This window comes from Bacillus sp. IT-79MI2, assembly GCF_949768135.1.
Classification (GTDB): Bacteria; Bacillota; Bacilli; order Bacillales; family Bacillaceae_G; genus Bacillus_A; species Bacillus_A pseudomycoides.
Genome location: NZ_CATKPV010000084.1, coordinates 120,357 through 139,317, shown reverse-complemented (window position 1 = coordinate 139,317; position 18,961 = coordinate 120,357). Strand labels below are relative to the sequence as shown.

General features: G+C 33.8%; 17 protein-coding genes, 1 pseudogene, 1 riboswitch and 1 other annotated feature. Of the genes and pseudogenes, 16 read left to right on the top strand and 2 right to left on the bottom strand.

Annotation, left to right across the window (positions count from 1 at the left end):
• The first annotated feature begins 52 nt into the window (after positions 1-52).
• The 6 genes from ACM6HU_RS21825 to ACM6HU_RS21800 all read left to right on the top strand — a co-directional run bounded on the left by ACM6HU_RS21825 (position 53) and on the right by ACM6HU_RS21800 (position 6,396).
• Positions 53-973 (top strand): macrolide 2'-phosphotransferase, encoded by a 921-nt coding sequence (locus ACM6HU_RS21825; RefSeq protein WP_016115031.1) that lies wholly within the window; start codon positions 53-55, stop codon positions 971-973.
• 414 nt (positions 974-1,387) lie between these two features.
• Positions 1,388-1,723: a hypothetical protein gene (locus ACM6HU_RS21820; RefSeq protein WP_016115030.1), complete on the top strand. Its 336-nt coding sequence runs from the start codon at positions 1,388-1,390 to the stop codon at positions 1,721-1,723.
• A gap of 263 nt (positions 1,724-1,986) precedes the next feature.
• Entirely contained in the window at positions 1,987-2,754 is a 768-nt protein-coding gene (locus ACM6HU_RS21815; protein ID WP_016115029.1) for a DUF3959 family protein, read from the top strand.
• A gap of 219 nt (positions 2,755-2,973) precedes the next feature.
• Positions 2,974-3,238, top strand: a binding site (T-box leader).
• Positions 3,239-3,318: 80 nt separating this feature from the next.
• On the top strand, positions 3,319-4,509 hold the full coding sequence (gene trpB / locus ACM6HU_RS21810; protein ID WP_414848433.1) for a tryptophan synthase subunit beta: 1,191 nt from the start codon (positions 3,319-3,321) through the stop codon (positions 4,507-4,509).
• Positions 4,510-4,891: 382 nt separating this feature from the next.
• On the top strand, positions 4,892-5,308 hold the full coding sequence (locus ACM6HU_RS21805) for a DUF3995 domain-containing protein (protein ID WP_016115027.1): 417 nt from the start codon (positions 4,892-4,894) through the stop codon (positions 5,306-5,308).
• Positions 5,309-5,364: 56 nt separating this feature from the next.
• Positions 5,365-6,396: a DUF1835 domain-containing protein gene (locus ACM6HU_RS21800; protein ID WP_016115026.1), complete on the top strand. Its 1,032-nt coding sequence runs from the start codon at positions 5,365-5,367 to the stop codon at positions 6,394-6,396.
• A gap of 117 nt (positions 6,397-6,513) precedes the next feature.
• Here the strand turns inward: ACM6HU_RS21800 and ACM6HU_RS21795 are convergent, their stop codons facing one another.
• Positions 6,514-7,716, bottom strand: a complete 1,203-nt coding sequence (locus tag ACM6HU_RS21795) for a macrolide family glycosyltransferase (protein ID WP_077294752.1) — start codon at positions 7,714-7,716, stop codon at positions 6,514-6,516.
• Between the two features lie 479 nt (positions 7,717-8,195).
• Here ACM6HU_RS21795 and ACM6HU_RS21790 point away from each other — a divergent pair, with 479 nt between their 5' ends.
• From ACM6HU_RS21790 to ACM6HU_RS21770, 5 genes are all read left to right on the top strand, one after another.
• Entirely contained in the window at positions 8,196-8,612 is a 417-nt protein-coding gene (locus tag ACM6HU_RS21790; protein ID WP_016115024.1) for a hypothetical protein, read from the top strand.
• Between the two features lie 175 nt (positions 8,613-8,787).
• Complete coding sequence (locus ACM6HU_RS21785; protein ID WP_016115023.1) at positions 8,788-10,023, top strand: cytochrome P450 family protein; 1,236 nt, start codon at positions 8,788-8,790, stop codon at positions 10,021-10,023.
• A gap of 273 nt (positions 10,024-10,296) precedes the next feature.
• On the top strand, positions 10,297-11,568 hold the full coding sequence (locus ACM6HU_RS21780; RefSeq protein WP_016115022.1) for an MFS transporter: 1,272 nt from the start codon (positions 10,297-10,299) through the stop codon (positions 11,566-11,568).
• Entirely contained in the window at positions 11,558-12,190 is a 633-nt protein-coding gene (locus tag ACM6HU_RS21775; protein ID WP_016115021.1) for a Vat family streptogramin A O-acetyltransferase, read from the top strand. The genes ACM6HU_RS21780 and ACM6HU_RS21775 overlap by 11 nt, the downstream gene beginning before the upstream one ends.
• Before the next feature lie 170 nt (positions 12,191-12,360).
• On the top strand, positions 12,361-12,516 hold the full coding sequence (locus ACM6HU_RS21770) for a DUF1540 domain-containing protein (RefSeq protein ID WP_016115020.1): 156 nt from the start codon (positions 12,361-12,363) through the stop codon (positions 12,514-12,516).
• Positions 12,517-12,613: 97 nt separating this feature from the next.
• Here ACM6HU_RS21770 and ACM6HU_RS21765 read toward each other — a convergent pair whose 3' ends face one another.
• Entirely contained in the window at positions 12,614-13,111 is a 498-nt protein-coding gene (locus ACM6HU_RS21765; protein WP_016115019.1) for a PadR family transcriptional regulator, read from the bottom strand.
• 141 nt (positions 13,112-13,252) lie between these two features.
• Between ACM6HU_RS21765 and ACM6HU_RS21760 the strand changes: the two genes are divergently transcribed.
• From ACM6HU_RS21760 to ACM6HU_RS21740, 5 genes and pseudogenes are all read left to right on the top strand, one after another.
• Entirely contained in the window at positions 13,253-14,464 is a 1,212-nt protein-coding gene (locus ACM6HU_RS21760; RefSeq protein ID WP_275857679.1) for a cytochrome P450, read from the top strand.
• A gap of 344 nt (positions 14,465-14,808) precedes the next feature.
• Positions 14,809-15,669 (top strand): HAD family hydrolase, encoded by an 861-nt coding sequence (locus tag ACM6HU_RS21755; RefSeq protein ID WP_016115017.1) that lies wholly within the window; start codon positions 14,809-14,811, stop codon positions 15,667-15,669.
• A 327-nt stretch (positions 15,670-15,996) separates the two neighbouring features.
• A complete protein-coding gene (locus ACM6HU_RS21750; protein ID WP_414848432.1) occupies positions 15,997-17,781 on the top strand; it encodes an ATP-binding protein in 1,785 nt (594 codons plus the stop codon).
• A gap of 183 nt (positions 17,782-17,964) precedes the next feature.
• A riboswitch (SAM riboswitch) is annotated at positions 17,965-18,079 on the top strand.
• 84 nt (positions 18,080-18,163) lie between these two features.
• Positions 18,164-18,520 (top strand): annotated as a pseudogene (locus ACM6HU_RS21745) (energy-coupling factor transporter transmembrane component T family protein); the annotation flags it as partial.
• 168 nt (positions 18,521-18,688) lie between these two features.
• Complete coding sequence (locus ACM6HU_RS21740) at positions 18,689-18,787, top strand: YjcZ family sporulation protein (RefSeq protein WP_016115012.1); 99 nt, start codon at positions 18,689-18,691, stop codon at positions 18,785-18,787.
• Positions 18,788-18,961 lie beyond the last annotated feature (174 nt).

Here is an 18,961-nt window from a genome sequence, read left to right as displayed (position 1 = left end):
TCAGCCTGTGGTTTTTGTGCTTATATGAAGAAATTCAAAGGAGTGTTTATCAATGACAAATGCAAATAAACAGAAATGTATAGAAGAAATTTTAAAAAGCGCTGAAAAGAATGGTTTACAATTGAATAAAGAAAGCGCTGAATTAAATGAGTCAGGAATGGACTTTCAAGTTGTATTTGCTACTGATGAGAAGGGCGTTTCATGGGTTCTTCGGAAACCAAGAAGACCAGACGTCATTGAAAGAGGGGTATTAGAAGGGAAAATACTTGAGCTTGTTCAAAAATATTTACCTGTTGCAGTACCAAATTGGAAAATCAACACACCAGAATTAATTGCTTATCCGTTAGTAAAAGGTAACCCTGCAGCAGTGATTGATTTAGAAATACAAAATTACGTGTGGCACATTCAAAATAATCCACCATCTATAACATTTGTTCGATCTTTAGCAGAGTCACTTGTCGCCTTGCATTCGATTGATCATAATGAGGCTACTAAACATGGACTTGAAGTTCTTCAACCTACTGAAGCAAAGCAATTGTTAATAGATAGAATGCATCAAATAAAATCACAACTTGGTGTTTCAGATGAACTATGGGAGCGTTGGCAAACATGGCTTGCGGATGAATCGTATTGGCCGAAGCACTCTGCATTTGTTCATGGCGACTTACATCCGCCGCATATTTTAGTTGATGAAAATACCAAAGTAACGGGTCTTCTAGATTGGACAGAAGCGAAAGTGACGGATCCAGCTACTGACTTCACTCTGTATCTCACAATTGTTGGAGAGGATAATTTAAAAGTATTGTTAAACGAATATGAAAAAGCAGGAGGGAAAGTGTGGCCGAGAATGCTTGAACACATTATCGAACTTGGCGCCGCTTATCCGGTCATGATTGGATTGTTTGCACTACAGACAAAGGAAGAGGCACATATGGAGATGGCGCGTGGGGCTTTGGGAGTGAATGAGAAATAATACATTCTATATGTGTAAAATAACTGCGTGATGAGTGAAAGGACAATCATATTAAAATGGTATTTTCAAGCCGCGGATCTCTTGTCCATCACATTCTTGAAGATATGAAAACAATGACAAGAACCCCTGTTAGGTTAGGGCAAGGATTCAAGGGGAATGAAGGCTATTTATAATTATGAGAAATGCAGCATGATGGATGTGAATGAATTATAAAAAAATATAAATATTTTTAACAAACGCATTATTTGGTGGAAGGAGAGTGAAAAATAGATAAAACAAATGAAAAAGAGTGGTGATACTGATGTTAGTTATTAATTAATCTTATAAATCCAATTAATAATTAAGAAGAATACTTTATTTTATAATATAATGTTTTATAGAGTGTTTTTAATATAAAGAAAAGGAAAGAAATTAATGTCTAGACAAAAAATTTTGCTACAAATAATACCGTTTCTCATTGCAACATACATAGTAGTTGTTGGAAGTGGGATATATCTTAAAGAATGGTGGAAGGCAATAAACAGTTTTGGCGATATATTTTTTATGGTGGGCCTGGCTGTAATTGTTGTAAAAGGGAAACTAAATAAGTGGACAATGACTTTATTTATAGTTCCTGTGATTATAAATGGGATAGGGGTTATAAGATATTTTTGGTTGCATAATTATACTGAGTCCTTGTGGAATATAATAACAATCATGTTGTGCTTTTATTTAATGAATGGATACTATGTAAAGAACGAACAGAAGTAATAATAAGATAATTTAAAAATCCCGTTAATTTACAAATAGCGGGATTTGTCATTTCTTTATATAAATTTAGATCCCTATTGTCAATTATACCTTTTCTTTTTTGTTTACTTTTTGGCACTAGTAGGATTAAGATATTTTTTAGGAATGTTATTATTTGCATGCATGTACGCTATAATTTGGTGGAAGTGAATAATATACTGAAAAATAAAAATATTCACTTTGTTATATAGAAGAAAGATAGAAAACTGAAAGGGATGAGAGTTTTGAAGAAACTTGATGTGCTTTTAATGGTACTCAGCTTCCTGTTCCCAATTGCAGGTATTATGAAACAAATTCCTCTTGAATTGTCATTTTATGTAGGAGGGCTGTTGTTTTTCACGAGTTTTGGAAGCTATTATGCAAAACGAATGTATTCACGAATATGTAGTTGGCTCGCTTACACTATATTTATTACGTTTTTGCTGGCGATTTGGAATCAATACGTAACAACTGGTTCTTTACTCGCAAACGCAAAAATCGCTGCATGTGTTGCCGTGATTCCACTTATACTCCGATTTCGTACCTATGCAATTACTTTAGGACTATTGGCATTATGGGGTGGTTTATTATGGGATATGAAACAATCCCAATCATTAGCTGTTCTTGGACGTATTATAAACTTATTGACTTCAGAACGATTGTATCTACTCTTACTAGTAGTCGGATTTATATTTGGTGGGTTGCTTGCCAACATGCTAAAGCGTGGTAGCAACAATGAAAAACAAGAAAAAACCAATCTATTCAAACAAAAAAAGAAACGAATCAAACCGAATTTTAAAATTCGTATTCCGAGTTTACCAAGATTGAAAGTGAAGATGCCAAAGTTCAGTAAAAGATCTTCTAACTCAAAAGAAACACGTAAGTATGAACCAAATCGTGAAGAAAGAGTACCAATGTACCATACAACGCAAACAGAGCATCAACATCATGAAATAGAAACAACGCAAGGTCAAACAAGAATGGAACGAAGAAAAAATCGTTATAATGCATAGAGGATATTCCTAGATAAATATTTAAAAAAGCAATACCCTTTTGTACGACGAAAGGGTATTGCTTTTTTTGCTGTTGTTGAATAAATATATTAATTATTTAAAACCGCTATGATAGGGTTAAATAAATTGATTAACTTATTCAGAAAGAATGAATTTTCTATCAATTATTATTGACAAAACAAAGATACTTCTATAATATCATAGTTAAATTTCAATAATCAAAAATCGTTGACTAAGAAGAGTATGTTTAATTGATGCGTTACAGAGAGCTGGGGTTGGTGCGATCCAGTACGATAGGTTATGCCGAATGGGCTTAGGAGAGGTCTGCTGAAACGCTAGGAGTATGCGACCCGGGTTCCGCCGTTACAAGGATGAGGATATCGAATTTATTATTCCGTATCCAAAAACGAGAGGGTTCTGAGTCTATGTGACAAAGAATCAAAAGAGGTGGCACCACGGTATAATCGTATATATCGCCCTCTACATGCTTCATGCATGTAGAGGGCTTTTTGCGCTCACACGCTTTTTATTATTCAACAATAAAAAACAAAGGGAGGAATTAATATGAATTTATTACAAGCGGAAAATGGATATTTTGGAGAATTTGGGGGTAGTTTTGTGCCAGAACAACTCCAAGAGGCTTTACTTCACTTGGAGAATGCATTTAATCAATACAAAGATGACCTAGAGTTTATAAAAGAATATGAATACTATCTCAAGGAATATGTAGGGCGGCCAAATCCACTGTATTATGCGGAGCGTTTGAGTGAAGAAATTGGTGGTGCAAAAATCTATTTAAAAAGAGAAGATCTTAATCATACAGGAGCCCATAAAATTAACAATGTATTAGGACAAATTTTACTCGCAAAGAGAATGGGAGTAAAACGCATCGTTGCAGAAACTGGAGCGGGACAGCATGGAGTTGCTACAGCTACTGCATGTGCTATGTTCGGAATAGATTGTACGATTTATATGGGAGGGATGGATACAGAACGTCAACAATTAAATGTATTTCGTATGGAACTATTAGGAGCGAAGGTAATTGCTGTTCAAGAAGGGGGACGTACTCTTAAAGAAGCAGTAGATGCGGCACTTGAAGATTACGCTCAAAACTATGAAAGTACATTTTATTTATTAGGTTCTGCACTGGGACCACATCCGTACCCGACGATTGTTCGTCATTTCCAAGCTGTAATTGGAAGAGAAGCAAGAGCGCAACATATTGAAAAGGAACAACGTCTACCTGACTATTTGGTTGCTTGTGTAGGCGGAGGGAGTAATGCAATTGGATTATTTGCGCCATTTTATAATGATAAAGAAGTAAAAATGGTAGGTGTTGAACCAGGTGGCAAAGGGATTGAAACTGGTATGCATGCAGCACCTCTTACAGCAGGAGAGCCTGGTATCATCCACGGATTTAAGTGTTATATGATGAAAGGCGAAAATGGAGAAATTGCAGAGGCACACTCCATTGCAGCAGGACTGGACTACCAAGGTGTTGGACCAGAGCATAGTTATTATAAAGAAACTGAACGCGCAGAATATGTAGCAATTAATGATAATGAAGCATTAGAAGCTTTTCATAAGTTATCTCGTGTTGAAGGGATTATTCCTGCATTGGAAAGTTCTCATGCAGTGGCGTATGCTATAAAATTAGCAGCAACTTTACGAAACGACCAAAGTATTATTGTGAATTTATCTGGGCGTGGTGATAAAGATGTACAACAAGTGTTTGAAATGAATAATCGAAAATAAACATATACTACAAAAAGAATGTTAATGAGAAATATTTCAAAGGAAAGAATAATGAGTCTATCTTATTAGGAAAAACACTAAAAACATACGTTTTCACATTCATAAACGTATGTCGAAGAATTTTAAAAGCGATTTTCCGTTCAGTTTTGGGCAGAAAATCGCTTTTCCCTATGTTTTTTTCACTTTGTTTCTTTCACGTGAATTTAGCATAATTACAATTATCCAGTAAAAGCCCGATTGGTTCAACTAATAATCAGAGGGTGCTTCATCCCCCTCTGATTAAAGTTTCACTTTATTGTACGGCTTCAAAATAGGTTGCTAAGTATTATTTTATTTAATATTCTTAAGTGGTGAAGAGAATACATTGATGGAGGTGTTAATATTGCTTATTATCATCGCTATATCAGCATGTTTTTTAATGTGTATTAGTATATTGCATGTTTACTGGGCATTTGGCGGAAAGTGGGGAATAAATGCAGCGATTCCAACTGAGGCAGGAGAAAAAACTTTTACTCCTGGAACGGGTATGACATTATTAGTTGCGCTATTACTATGTATAGCGGCGTTACTTTTGTTGTTACAGGCAAACTTTATCTCCTCTTTTATCCCACGTGTCATCGTTCATTTTGGCTCTTGGATTTGTATGTTTGTATTTGGATTAAGGGTGGTTGGAGAATTCAATTATTTGGGGATATTTAAAAGAAAAAAAGATACATATTTTGCTAAAATGGATACACTACTATTTATTCCACTATGTGTTTTTTTATCTTTTTCATTTTTCTTAGCAATTATTAGATGAAATCTTATTATATGCTACACTATAAAGTACATTATTTTGTGAATAGAGGGAATTAGATGATAGAAAAAATAGAGAAAATAAAAAAAGTCGTTAATGATATGCAAGAAGACGAAGCAAAACATTTACTTCAAAGTATACTTATACAACTAGACTTGTTGAAAAAAGATTATAACGAGGATTTGATAACATATTTAACGAGTATCCCTAAACAATTGATAAATCCTACGCCGTATAAAAAAGAAATAACAGAAAGCACACATGTTCATATTACTTTTGACGAATCCAGTGCGGGTTCTTTAAAGCACATGTTAAGTAAAGAACGATTAAGACAAGAGTATGTCGTTTCATTCTCAGAATTCTTTTCGATTGGTCCAATCAATCAGTTGGATACAAATGAAGGACAACAATTGAGGCAGCAATGGTTATCTAAAAACTTAAATTTAGAAGATTTATATTTTGAAGAAGAGTATTTATCACAGTTTATTCAATCATTAGAAGAACTACAGTCTATTCCAAACGATATGCCAATTACGATTTGGAGCGCGAATAACGCCCATGAACATGTTGGACTCTGTTTTGCACTTGTTTACTTAAAAGATAAGAAAAATATTCGAATCATTAATACATCAGAAGCTCATAGAAGATTGTTTCAAAAAGAGAATGAAATTTATGAGATTCGAGGGACAGGTGAGTTAACATCAGAGAAACTAGCAGTTATTTATGAGAAGTACGAAAAAGGAGCAGTACTAACTGAAGAAGAACGGACAGGTTTTGAACAAGAATGGGAATTACTATCTGAAACTACGGATTTATTACGAATTTGGAATGATAACCAAGTTCAATCTGTACATGATGATTATTTCGATACTTTCATTATTGAATGTGCAAAGAATCTGGAGAAAGAAAGAGCAGAAGAACAATTTTATAAATCAGCGAGACTCATTGGAGAGGTTCTTGGTCAGATAGAACAGTCAGTTGGCGATGTTTTTCTTGAATATCGTTTGCGTACGTTAATTGGGCAAGGGGTATTCGAAATGAAAGGGAGTTTGAAAGCGATGCGCTATTATAGTGTTCGGTTAAAAAAGTGACAAACATTAGATGTTGTTTCGAATGTAGAATAAGTAATTTATACTAGTTAATTAATAGCAAAAAAGTGCTTATGTCATGTCACATAGGCACTTTTTTTGCATACAGAAGTTTTTATATTAGATATCGTATTGACGTTTAAATTTAAAAATCTCATCAACAGCTTGCTGATACCCGCCTGATTTTTGAAAGGACCCTTTAATATCAGCAACAGCTTTATGGAAAGATGAATCTCTTAACACATGATCTACAGTTTCACTTAGTTGATTTGCAGTCAACTCTTGCATTTGTAATGTAATGCCGCTTCCAAGATTCGCAACTTGTTGAGCAATTACCGGCTGATCCGCGCTTTGTGGGATTACAATTAGTGGAATCCCGTAATAGAGACCTTCATTGGTACTGTTCATTCCGCCATGTGTGATAAATAATTTAGTGTATTTAAGTACCTCAGTTTGTGGGACATAATTTTTCACAATGAAGTTTTTAGGAATCTCTCCTAAATCAGATATTTGAGTTTTTTCCCCAATAGACATAACAACAGTGTGGTCAGTATTCTCAAATGCCTTAAAACAAAGCTTATAGAAATCAATTGCCTGATTAAAAACCGTACCTAGTGAAATGTAAATGGGGCTTTTTCCTTTGATTGTAGTAAAGTCAAAGTTTTCTTTTGTTGATTGTGTAGAGATGGATGGCCCTACAAATTTGTATGTTTGGTCAAATACTTCTCCAAAAGGTTGAAACTCCCTAGTTGTATAAACAATTGTAAGTAGTGCAGGATTACAAAAAACTTCATAAGGAGAAGTGATTTCAACACCATATTTTTCTTTAATTTTTGTTGTTAGGATTTGAAAATCATTATTTATCCTTTTTGCAATTTCTGTTGGGATATTTTGCGAAAGTTGTTCTAACATTCTTTCAAATGATCTTTCAGTCTGCGCAAAAGATGTGCACGAATTAATTGCAGGGAGCTTTAGAATTTGGGAAAGTAAACGTCCACAACCAAACATAGAATCGTGAATGATGTAATCAAAATGTTCTCCCTGAATCTGTTCAAGAACGCTAGGTATAATGATATCCGCCGTATGTAAAAGACCATTGATTCTTTCGGATAAATAATTTCTTCCACCTGAGATAAAGGCTCTTAAAAATTTTTGATCGTCAAATGTTCGTACATTGGCTCCCGTCTTTTCAATACGCTCTCGAAAAGCTTCTATCGAAAAGTATACTACCTCTTCTCCACGCGAAATAAGCTCTTGTACAACTCCAATTGTTGGATTGATATGTCCTTCTGATCCACCATTAATAAATAAAACACGTGCCATTATAACAACTCCTTAAGTCAGATGTTCTCTAGAATGTATAGTAGAGTAAGGGACAATGCCCCATACTCTTGCTTAACTTAAATAATGAAATTAAATATATCATAGTACAATACTTGAAAAACTTAAACTATTAATCACCTTTGTAAACTAGAATTTATATTTTTAAATGGGATTTTCTTTCTAATGTATATTGGCTTTCCTCCAGTTTTTTGTATCATAGACCTTTGGATATAGTTTAGTTAAAATAAATCCTTTTTTAAATAATCTCTGCGTTTTATAAAAAGTTTAATCAAAACTCATTTCGACTTCTTTGATTTAAGAGATAGAGTTTGACATCTTTTTTCCTTCAAGATGAGAAGATTGGTTGATTGAACACTTAAATATCTCCGCTTTATTTTGGGCTACATAAATAAGCTACATCTAAAAGCGATACAACATATGATTGGATAAAGTAATAAATTATAAGAGGTGAGTTTTTTATGTATAATCAACCAACGTATTTTCCATATGTAGATTATAATCAAACAGCATACTATAACCCACAAATTTCTGGTTATGAAACATCTGATGAAATGAGGGATGTGGAACTTGAGGAATATCGACCCGATGATGCAGAAGATGCCCCCACATCACCACCACCATCACAAGCTCCTTCTGTACCATCAACATTCGCTGCTCCTGCGCAAAGCAGTAATATAAAATCATGGATGTGTAATTGTTTAGGAAGATGGGGCTACTTACGTTTACATCGCCCAGGTCCATTTGGGAGGGATTTATGGTTTTTTCCAACGGAAGTCAGACGAAATGGCGTGTCAGGCTACACATGGCAAGCTGGGCGGCGCCGAAAAGTGAGTTATCGATACCAACAAATTAGTAATTTCATGTGTTTTGCTTAGTGATAAAACAAGCGATAAGAGGAAGATCTCTTCTTATTGCTTGTTTTTTTATTAAATTGTTTTTCAATATACAAAGTAAGATTATAACGAAATATTTACAATCTTCCCTCTCTTTATAAGTTATAATTCATATGTTAAATTGCTTTTCACAAATAGATGAGAGTGAGGGAATGCAATGTCTTTTAAAAACAAAGTTGGCTTCAAAATAGAAGATGGTATTCAGTTAGCCTCTGCAGGTTTTAAAGAAGGTGCTTATGAAATTTATAAGGAATCACGTAAATTACAACCTATTTTGTTCGTAAATAAAAGTGAACTGGGTACAGAATGGCTTATTACAAGATATGAAGATGCTTTGCCACTTTTAAAAGATTCTCGTTTGAAGAAAAATCTAGAGAATGTATTTTCTCAAGAAGACTTGAAACCATTCTTTTCTCTTGAAAACGGTGATCATTTAACAAAACATATGTTGAATTCAGATCCTCCTGATCATAGTCGTTTAAGGGCACTAGTTCAAAAGGCTTTTACTCCTAAAATGATTTTACAATTAGATGAACGTATTCAGAATATCGCAGATACTTTATTAGACCATGTAGAATATAAGCATTCCCTAAATCTTGTTAATGACTACGCCTTTCCATTATCAATCAATGTAATTAGTGAAATGCTTGGCGTTCCAAAAGATGATCAAGAAAAATTTAGAATATGGTCTCATGCGGTAATTGCTTCCCCTGAAACACCAGAGGAAATAAAGGAAAATGAAGAAAAATTATCCGAGTTTATTACATATCTTCAATATTTAGTGGATGTAAAAAGGAAAGAGCCGAAAGAAGACTTAGTTAGTGGATTAATTCAGGCGGAAAGCGAAGGAAGTAAATTAAGTGCACCAGAGCTTTATTCAATGATTATGTTGCTTATTGTAGCTGGACATGAAACAACTGTGAATCTCATTACGAATACAGTTCTAGCATTGTTAGAGCATCCAGATCAACTGCAATTATTAAAAGAAAAGCCAGAGCTTATTGATTCAGCGATTGAAGAAGGATTACGCTTTTATTCACCTGTTGAAGTTACGACAGCGCGCTGGGCAGCTGAACCTTTTATGATTCATGATCAAGAAATTAAAAAAGGAGATATGGTTATCATTTCATTAGCCTCAGCAAATCGTGATGGGAATGTCTTTGTGAATCCAGATGTTTTTGATATTACGAGAAAAAATAACCATCACATTGCATTTGGACAGGGAAGTCATTTTTGTTTAGGAGCACCGCTTGCTCGTTTAGAGGCCAAAATTGCAATTTCTACATTGCTAAACCGTATGCCAAACATCCAAATAAAAAGGGAGCGAGAAAAAGTGAAATGGCAAGGTAATTATTTAATGCGTTCTTTAGAGGAATTACCATTGTCTTTCTAGAATAGGTATTTGAGACATGCATACATTTTAAATTGTTCACATAGAGTATGTATGTGCAATTTTAAATCGAAACGAAAGGGTGAAGACATCCCAATGATCTACTAATTCTATTTTTCAAGAAATCTTCGTTATAAAACGAAATATTCTTCTGAATAGGATTAGTGTGTACATTTTTATATGTAAAAGGGATGTATTTTCGCGCTGCGAATAGACTGTCTTTTATAATATGATTGTGCTGCCTCCTGTTCAGAATGTAGAATAGGGGGATTTTTTATGTCAATGAACGCAGAAATAAAGCAAACGAGTAGTGTATCTACAGTATTAAAAAATCGATTTGTGCAAGCAATTCTTGCTTCAGCATTATTTCTCCAGATAGGAATTTGGGTCCGAAATTTTGCGGTACTGCTGTATGTAATGGAAATGACGAATGGTGATGCGTTTGCCATTTCAATGATTTCAGTTGCGGAATTCGCGCCAATTTTTATCTTTTCCTTCATAGGAGGAACATTTGCGGATAGGTGGAAACCAAAAAGGACGATGATTTGGTGTGAAGCCTTAAGTTCGTTATCAGTATTTGCAGTATTGTTTACACTTATGTTTGGTACTTGGAAGGTAGTATTTTTCGTTACACTTATCTCTGCAATTCTTTCACAATTTTCACAGCCATCAGGTATGAAATTGTTTAAGCAACATCTTTCCACGGAAGAAGTACAATTGGCCATGTCTTTGTATCAAACAATTTTTGCGATTTTTATGGTATTAGGCCCTATACTTGGAACGTTTATATTTCAAGCCTTCGGAATTTACACTTCCATTATTGTAACAGGTATTGCTTTCTTGCTTGCGGCTTTAGTCTTGCTATTTCTACCAAAAGATATTGAAGAACAAGAAGAAAAGAAAAAAGTTAGCTTATTACAAGAAATGGTAGATGGAATTAAATATGTAAGGGCAAAGAAAACACTAACATTACTCGGAATTTGTTTTATGGCAGCAGGATTAGGAATTGGTCTGATTCAACCACTAGGAATTTTTATCGTAACGGAACAATTAGGTTTATCAAAAGAAAGCTTACAATGGCTACTCACTGTAAATGGGGCTGGAATGATTATTGGAGGCGCTTTAGCAATGGTATTTGCCAAAAATGTTGCTCCGCAAAAGATGTTAATTTTAGGCATGTTTGCACAGGCTGTTGGTATTGGTATCATCGGATTTTCTACAAATTTATGGATTACACTCATTGCTCAGTTTTTCAGTGGGCTAGCTCTTCCTTGTATCCAAATTGGAATTAACACGCTTATTATTCAAAATTCGGATACAGATTTTATTGGGCGTGTAAATGGGATTTTGAGCCCATTATTTACAGGTTCCATGGTATTAACGATGAGTATTGCCGGCTCATTAAAAGAAGTATTTTCCCTTAGTACGATGTATGAAGGAACAGCACTACTATTTATTATTGGTTTACTATTTATTTTACCAATATATAATTTAAAACCAGTAGTAGGAACTTCAAATGAAGGTGGTGCTGTCCAACATGAATCCTAATCCAAATGTGCAATATCCGATTGAAGGAAATAAGAGTGTTCATTTCATTAAAAATACAATAACAAAGCCAAATATTATTGTTGGGGATTATTCTTATTATGATTCGAAAAATGGGGAGACATTTGAAGAGCAAGTTCTATACCAATATGAAATTTTGGGAGATCGATTGATTATAGGGGAATTTTGTTGCGTAGCACCTGGTGTTACATTTATTATGAATGGAGCAAACCACAGAATGGATGGATTCTCAGTCTACCCATTTAATATTTTCGGTCATGGCTGGGAAAGATTCACACCAGAACTTTCTGATTTACCATTTAAAGGAGATACGGTTATTGGAAATGACGTATGGATTGGTATGGATGCGACGATTATGCCTGGAGTGAAGATAGGAGACGGAGCAATTATTGCTGCTAAATCTGTTGTCACCAAAGACATTCTGCCGTATACAATTGTCGGTGGCAATCCTGCCGTTGAAATTAAAAAGAGATTTTCAGACGAAATCATATATGGACTATTAGAAATAAAGTGGTGGAACTTGGATATAAAAATTATTTCTGAAAATATTAATACGATTGTAAGTGGGGATATGGAAGCGTTGAAAAAATTATCAGGCGCTTAAGTGTGAAAAATATACAAAAAAGAGGGCTCCATGATTAAAGATGAGTCCTTCTTTTTTCATTCATTTTATCAATTTTATAAACAAAACCACCATCACACCATAAGTCATAACAAAATGTATCATACCTCTCAAATTTGTTAATGATAAAAGAATAAGGAGGTGTGATACTTATGGCACAAGATGTTTTATGTGAAGTAAACAACTGTAAATATTGGGATAACGGAAACAAATGTAACGCAGATGCAATTTATGTAGTGAGCCATAAAGGTAACAAAGCATCTACAACGGAAGAAACGGATTGCAAAACCTTCATTCCTGAAGCCTAAATGATAAAGGGTAACCGCAGCTGGTTGCCCTTTTATTAATTATAGTATTGATAATAAATTTCATTTTCATTCACTGTGTTTTATTTTTTGTCATTTTTTATATTTTTTTCATGAGAGAGGTAATCCAAGCTAGCTCATGTTCAATACGTGATTTACCATACTGTATGACCTCAGAAATAAAAAGTGATGTCTCAGCTAAAGATTGAATGGAGGCTAATTGTTTGTATAGCACATTTTGACGAGTCGTTAAAACTTCTTTTCGAGCTTCGTAATCCAGTTTCTCAAACAGTGCAACACGCACAAGAAATTCAGTATCATTAGCAGCTAGTTTCTCTGGAAACTCTCGCATCATTTCATAAAAGATTTCTTCACCTGTAGGAGTTAATGCATAAATGTTACGGTTTGGTTTACCTATTTGTTGATGGATCTTTTTTGTAATTGCTCCCATATCTTCAAAACGACGAAGAGCTGGATAGAGCATGTTATGATTCAATTCAAAATTTTCTCCAAGACGATTTTGAATATTTTTCTTTATTTCATAACCATACTTCGGTCCAGAAGTTAATTCTGCGAGTAGTAAAATATCAACATACATATGTATCCCCCTAATTTTTTTCTCAAGTTTTTATCCGTAAATATCTCCTTTATATATGTTAAAATAACATATGTTAGTCTATACATCTTTGAACTGCCTACCTATTACTTTTTATTTTAAAAGAAAAGGGAGGAAAGAACTATGAATTCGCCTGAAAATGTAATTTTGGTTCATGAAATTTCAAAGCTCAAAACAAAAGAAGAGCTGTGGAACCCTTATGAGTGGTATAAGCATATGAGGGAAAATCATCCGGTCTATTATGATGCGGAGCAGGATGTATGGAATGTTTTTTTATATGATGATGTGAACCGTGTTTTATCTGATTATCGCCTATTTTCAAGCAAAAGAGATCGTCGTCAATTTTCCGTCCCGCCTTTAGAAACAAGAGTAAATTTAAACTCTTCTGATCCTCCAGAGCATCGCAATGTTCGCTCAATTGTTTCAAAGGCATTTACTCCAAGAAGTCTTCAGCAGTGGAAGCCACAGATACAAGCAATTGCAAATGAACTTGTGAAAGATATGAATAATTATGATGAAATTGATATTGTAGAGCAGTTTGCTGCAATTCTACCTGTAACCGTTATTTCTGATTTATTAGGTGTTCCAACAACAGATAGAAAAAAAATTAAGATGTGGTCAGATATTTTATTTATGCCATATAGTAAAGAGAAATTTAGCGATTTAGATAAGCAGAAAGAAGTTGCGTTACATGAATTTAAATCTTATCTTCTCCCGATTGTTCAAGAGAAACGATACCATTTGAAAGAAGATATTATTTCAGACCTGATCAGAGCAGAGTATGAGGGAGAAAGATTGACTGATGAGGAAATTGTTACATTTTCATTAGGACTTTTAGCCGCAGGGAATGAAACCACTACAAACCTTATTATTAATAGCTTTTATTGCTTTTTAGTAGATACACCTAAGGTATACAAAGAATTAAGTGAAAGTCCAGAGCTGATTTCTAAAGCGATAGAAGAGGTACTACGTTATCGTTTCCCTGTTACATTAGCCCGTACTATAACGGAAGATACAACAATATTTGGACCGAAAATGAAAAAAGGACAAATGCTTGTTACGTGGATAAGTGCTGCCAACTTAGATGAAAATAAATTTCCACAAGCAGATTGCTTTGATTTACATCGACCTGGAAATGAAAAACATTTAACATTTGGCAAAGGGCCTCACTTTTGTTTAGGTGCACCACTTGCTCGTTTAGAAGCTGAAGTTGCATTAACTACGTTTATTAGGAATTTTAAAAAGCTAGAGCTTTCACCATCCTTTCATTTAAAGAACTGTATATTAGAGAATGAACAAACGTTAAAGCGGTTTCCTATCCTTTTAAAGAAATGAAGCATATTAAAAAAATGAAAGCTCCTATTCTAAGTAGGAGTTTTCATTTTTTTAATAAGTTTTTTTTAACGAACTAAAAAATATTTCTTGACCTGAAACGCTTTTCATAAATTATAACTAAGTTATGTTTGACAAAGTGAATATGGAAACGATACCTCATTTGTGTATTTATCTCGCTATTTGTGAACAGGAAGACATCCGCCTTAAATCTCAGTGGAAGGAAATGGAGGAATCAAATACCTGTAAAATCTCGATTAGTGAAGACAAATAATTAGTGGGCTCCACTGATTATTTGTCTTCACTTTATACGAGCATGTTTATTTATAGAAAGTGGTGACGGACCAATGAAACTAATTGCAATTGATTTAGATGGAACTCTTCTTTCAGGAAATAAAATGATTAGTAAAGAAAATGCAGAAGCTATTCGGAAATGTCAGGAGCAGGGGCATGTGGTGGCGATTTGTACAGGACGTTCTATCGTAGATATTGAACGTCTACTACTGGAATCTGATTTACAATGTCCTATTATCGCGGAAAACGGCGCTCTTATTTATACGGATCAAAAAATGATGAAGCGATACCCAATTCAAAATACACAAGCATTTGAAATTGTTGAGTATCTTGAACAAAATCGCATGTATTATCAACTGTATACAGATCGAGGTGTATACGTTCCGGCGTATGGTGAAGAAAGTGTAAATCATGAAATAGAATGGATAAAAAGATCAAATAAAGAGATTGATCAGCAAGAGCTTGAAGTCATCGCAGCATTGTATCTTGAACATACAGCGTTTCATATAATAGAAAGTTGTAAATCGATATTAGAAGAAGAGATTCATGTGCATAAACTTTTACCATTTTCCTATAATATAGAGAAATTACAAAAGTTAAAAAAACATTTTCAACATAATACAGAGCTAGCAATTACTGCTTCGTATTGGCATAATTTAGAGATTAATCATTGTGATGCCCAAAAGGGGAATGGTTTGTATACTTTAGCGAAACATCTTAACATTTCGGTGGAAAATACTGTTGCAATAGGTGATGGGCTAAATGACATTTCTATGATGGAAAAGGCACATATATCTATCGCAATGGGAAATGCAGTGGACGAAATTAAACGGATTTGTCACTATGAAACATTATCGAATGAAGAACATGGAGTTGCACATGCTCTTTATCAATATGTCATGGTAAAAAAATAAAAAAGAATCCATCAAGGATTCTTTTTTATTTTTTTATTAGGGGTAAGGTATTCTATGAGATTTATAGAAGCCTTATTGCACTTTATTATATAGAATATATTAGAAGAATTGTATATGATTTTCAAATATTTTGTGAATATTTTGTGAATATTTAGATCATTACATATTTATATAAGATTATATATCATTTTAAATAATTTTTAATTGAAAAATAAAATTTTTTCGAATAATTATGCTCTTGCTATATACCTATGAGAACATTATTCGTATAATGGAGAGGCGTGAGTAAAAATTGGTATTAAATTTACATATAGAGGTGGAAAGAGAATGAATGCGCGGCTATTGGAACTCATTGATGTGAACACAATAGAAACCATGGCAGAACAATTTTATAAATTAACAAACATTTCACATCAACTTCTTGATCAAAATATGGAATGTGTTTTTTCATTTGGTATGAATCAAGAAGAAAATATACAACTTACAAAAATTGAAATCCCTATCTTTTTACATGAGCAACACCTTGGATCATTTATTGTTTGTGCAATTAAAAATGACATCCGTACTTGTTATAAATACTTCGAAATGCTTTCAAATCTCATTGTAGATGGTGCAATGAGTAAACTTCAAAACCAAACAAAAAATATACATTTACTTTCTCAAAAAGAAGAACAGCTACATACAATTTTACAAAATATGCCCATTTTGGTCGATGCTCTTGATAAAGATGGGAATTTTATATTATGGAATCGTGAATGTGAGCTCGTAACAGGCTATGCTGCAGAAGAAATCGTTGGAAATCCCAAAGCACTTGAACTGCTATATCCTGATGGAAGTTATCGCAGACAACTTCAAAAGAAATTTTCGATTTGCGGAAAAAGTTTTCGAGATTGGGAAATGAATTTAACATGCAAAAATGGAGAAATAAAAACAATAATGTGGTCAAATATTTCGGAACAGTTCCCAGTACCTGGTTATAGTTATTGGGCAGTTGGAGTTGATATTACTCATCGAAAAGGAATTGAAGAACAATTAAAGCAGCAAACCTCTGAGCTAGAGCTTATTTTCAAAGCATTACCTGATTTGTGTTTTTTAACTGAAGCTGATGGAACAATTATAGATTATAAAGCCGGTTCACCAGCTAAGTTTTACGTACCTGCAGAATCTTTTATGGGGAAAAAGTTTTATGAGGTCTTGCCTTCACCCGTATCACAGCAATTTCAAGAAACAATTCATCAAGTACAACAAAAGGAATCGACAGTTATTGTTGAATATCCGTTAACACTTAAAGGAAGTGTTAGTTTCTTTGAAGCTAGATGTTTACCACTCTTACAAGATAAGATTATGATAATCGTTCGAGATATTACCGAGCGGAAAAAGACTGAGGAGTTATTGAATAAATCAGATACACTTGCAGCAATTGGACAGTTAGCTGCCGGGGTAGCACATGAAGTTAGAAATCCATTAACCGTAATCAAAGGGTTTATTCAATTATTTCAAATTAACCAAGAAGATCAAGATAAATATTTTGGTCTTATGTTATCAGAAATTGAAAGAATTGAATCTATACTTCATGAGTTTTTATCGATCGCAAAGACTGATGTTATTCCAACTGAAAAGAAAAATATTTGTTCGATATTAAGAAATGTTGTTTCGTTAATCAACACAAGGGCGATCATGACAAATATTCAAATTGATCTGCATATAGAATCAAAAGAATTAATGATTGATTGCTGCGAAAATCAATTAAAACAAGTTTTTATTAATATTTTACAAAACTCCATTGAAGCAATGCCAGATGGTGGGACAATCTTTATTTCTGTGAAAAAATCAGAGCGTGAGGAAGTTATTATTAATATGGTAGATGAGGGCATAGGAATTCCTGAAGAAAGAATAAAAAGGCTTGGCGAACCTTTTTATAGTACGAAAGAAAAAGGAACGGGTATTGGGTTAATGCTCAGTTATAAAATCATTGAAAGTCATCAAGGAAGAATTAGTATTATGAGTGAGGTAGGAGTAGGAACATCGGTTACAATTTATTTACCAATGTTTCAAAGTGAGCAAGTTGCTTCTCATGCAGCAACGCCACCTATGACAGGGACTTTACAATAGAGATTAGCGAGGATATTACTTTCATGTCCAATTCCTCCCGTTAACATGTTTTGTTACATCAATTATTCCGTAATTCCGATAAGAATACGATGATTTATTCGGTTATTTCATATGAAAATAAAAATAGTAAGAAAAATGTTGAAATTCATTTGTGTTAATGCAATAATACAAATTACAAACGAATACTTATCCAGAGAGGTGGAGGGAACGGCCCTATGAAATCTCAGCAACCCCTATTTATACAAAATAGGAAGGTGCTAATTCCGAAAAAGGCATATTGTCTTTTGAAAGATAAGAGGATCATATCTCCATACGCCAATGACCTCTTATAGAAGAGGTCATTTTTTATTGGGAAGAAAGGAAGTGAAGACGCATAATTTAATTTTCTTTTACATATAGGACTAATATACCGAATATACAAGCGGAATACAAATTGATTAAGCACGCTCAAGAAGCAAGAGGTGTACCATTTGAAAGAGGAGAGGCGAGTTTTTGGGCACGTATTAAAAATCGGATACTCATCTTTTGGCCACTTGTTATTCATTCTTTAGAGCGAATCGATACTGTTTCAAATGCAATGGATTTACGAGGATTCGGAAGAAAAGAGAAGCGAACATGGTATTTTACAACAAAAGCAAAACAAGAGGATTATCTAGGGCTCGTTATCGGCATTATAATTTTAGTACTGGCCATTTACCTAAAGTTCAATATTTTCAAAGGGTTTTGGTATCCATTGTAAGTTTTCTCGATGTTATTGGGATAAAATTTAGGCACTCAGAGGAGTGTCTTTTTAAATTTATCCAAGACATGCTCAAAAATGACATAGAAACATACTGTATAATACGAACCTGTTAATAAACGATCAATTTCATTACCCATTAGTTTTATACTAAAAGGAGGAGAAAATATGAGTTTCGGTGGTTCTTGTGGTTTTGGTGGAGGTTTTGCGTTATTAGTTGTGTTATTTATTTTATTAATTATTGTTGGATGCAGCTGCTGGGGCTGAGGGTATTAAAAAATATCCATTTTTTTAATCATTCGTCACAGAATTATGTAATCAGAAAAACTATTAAAGATACTTTTTTAGTATCAATACGAGATTCAATATAAAAAAAGGAGCTGCTATGCTCCTTTTTTTATATTATAAATACTTGTGGCTAAAAGGTGAGTTTTTATTATT

Excerpts from the sequence above, each read along its gene's own strand:
- ACM6HU_RS21825 (WP_016115031.1), top strand. The coding sequence starts at position 53 with ATGACAAATGCAAATAAACAGAAATGTATAGAAGAAATTTTAAAAAGC.
- ACM6HU_RS21820 (WP_016115030.1), top strand. The coding sequence starts at position 1,388 with ATGTCTAGACAAAAAATTTTGCTACAAATAATACCGTTTCTCATTGCA.
- trpB (WP_414848433.1), top strand. The coding sequence starts at position 3,319 with ATGAATTTATTACAAGCGGAAAATGGATATTTTGGAGAATTTGGGGGT.
- ACM6HU_RS21800 (WP_016115026.1), top strand. The coding sequence starts at position 5,365 with ATGATAGAAAAAATAGAGAAAATAAAAAAAGTCGTTAATGATATGCAA.
- ACM6HU_RS21795 (WP_077294752.1), bottom strand. The coding sequence starts at position 7,716 with ATGGCACGTGTTTTATTTATTAATGGTGGATCAGAAGGACATATCAAT.
- ACM6HU_RS21790 (WP_016115024.1), top strand. The coding sequence starts at position 8,196 with ATGTATAATCAACCAACGTATTTTCCATATGTAGATTATAATCAAACA.
- ACM6HU_RS21785 (WP_016115023.1), top strand. The coding sequence starts at position 8,788 with ATGTCTTTTAAAAACAAAGTTGGCTTCAAAATAGAAGATGGTATTCAG.
- ACM6HU_RS21780 (WP_016115022.1), top strand. The coding sequence starts at position 10,297 with ATGTCAATGAACGCAGAAATAAAGCAAACGAGTAGTGTATCTACAGTA.
- ACM6HU_RS21775 (WP_016115021.1), top strand. The coding sequence starts at position 11,558 with ATGAATCCTAATCCAAATGTGCAATATCCGATTGAAGGAAATAAGAGT.
- ACM6HU_RS21770 (WP_016115020.1), top strand. The coding sequence starts at position 12,361 with ATGGCACAAGATGTTTTATGTGAAGTAAACAACTGTAAATATTGGGAT.
- ACM6HU_RS21765 (WP_016115019.1), bottom strand. The coding sequence starts at position 13,111 with ATGTATGTTGATATTTTACTACTCGCAGAATTAACTTCTGGACCGAAG.
- ACM6HU_RS21760 (WP_275857679.1), top strand. The coding sequence starts at position 13,253 with ATGAATTCGCCTGAAAATGTAATTTTGGTTCATGAAATTTCAAAGCTC.
- ACM6HU_RS21755 (WP_016115017.1), top strand. The coding sequence starts at position 14,809 with ATGAAACTAATTGCAATTGATTTAGATGGAACTCTTCTTTCAGGAAAT.
- ACM6HU_RS21750 (WP_414848432.1), top strand. The coding sequence starts at position 15,997 with ATGAATGCGCGGCTATTGGAACTCATTGATGTGAACACAATAGAAACC.
- ACM6HU_RS21740 (WP_016115012.1), top strand. The coding sequence starts at position 18,689 with ATGAGTTTCGGTGGTTCTTGTGGTTTTGGTGGAGGTTTTGCGTTATTA.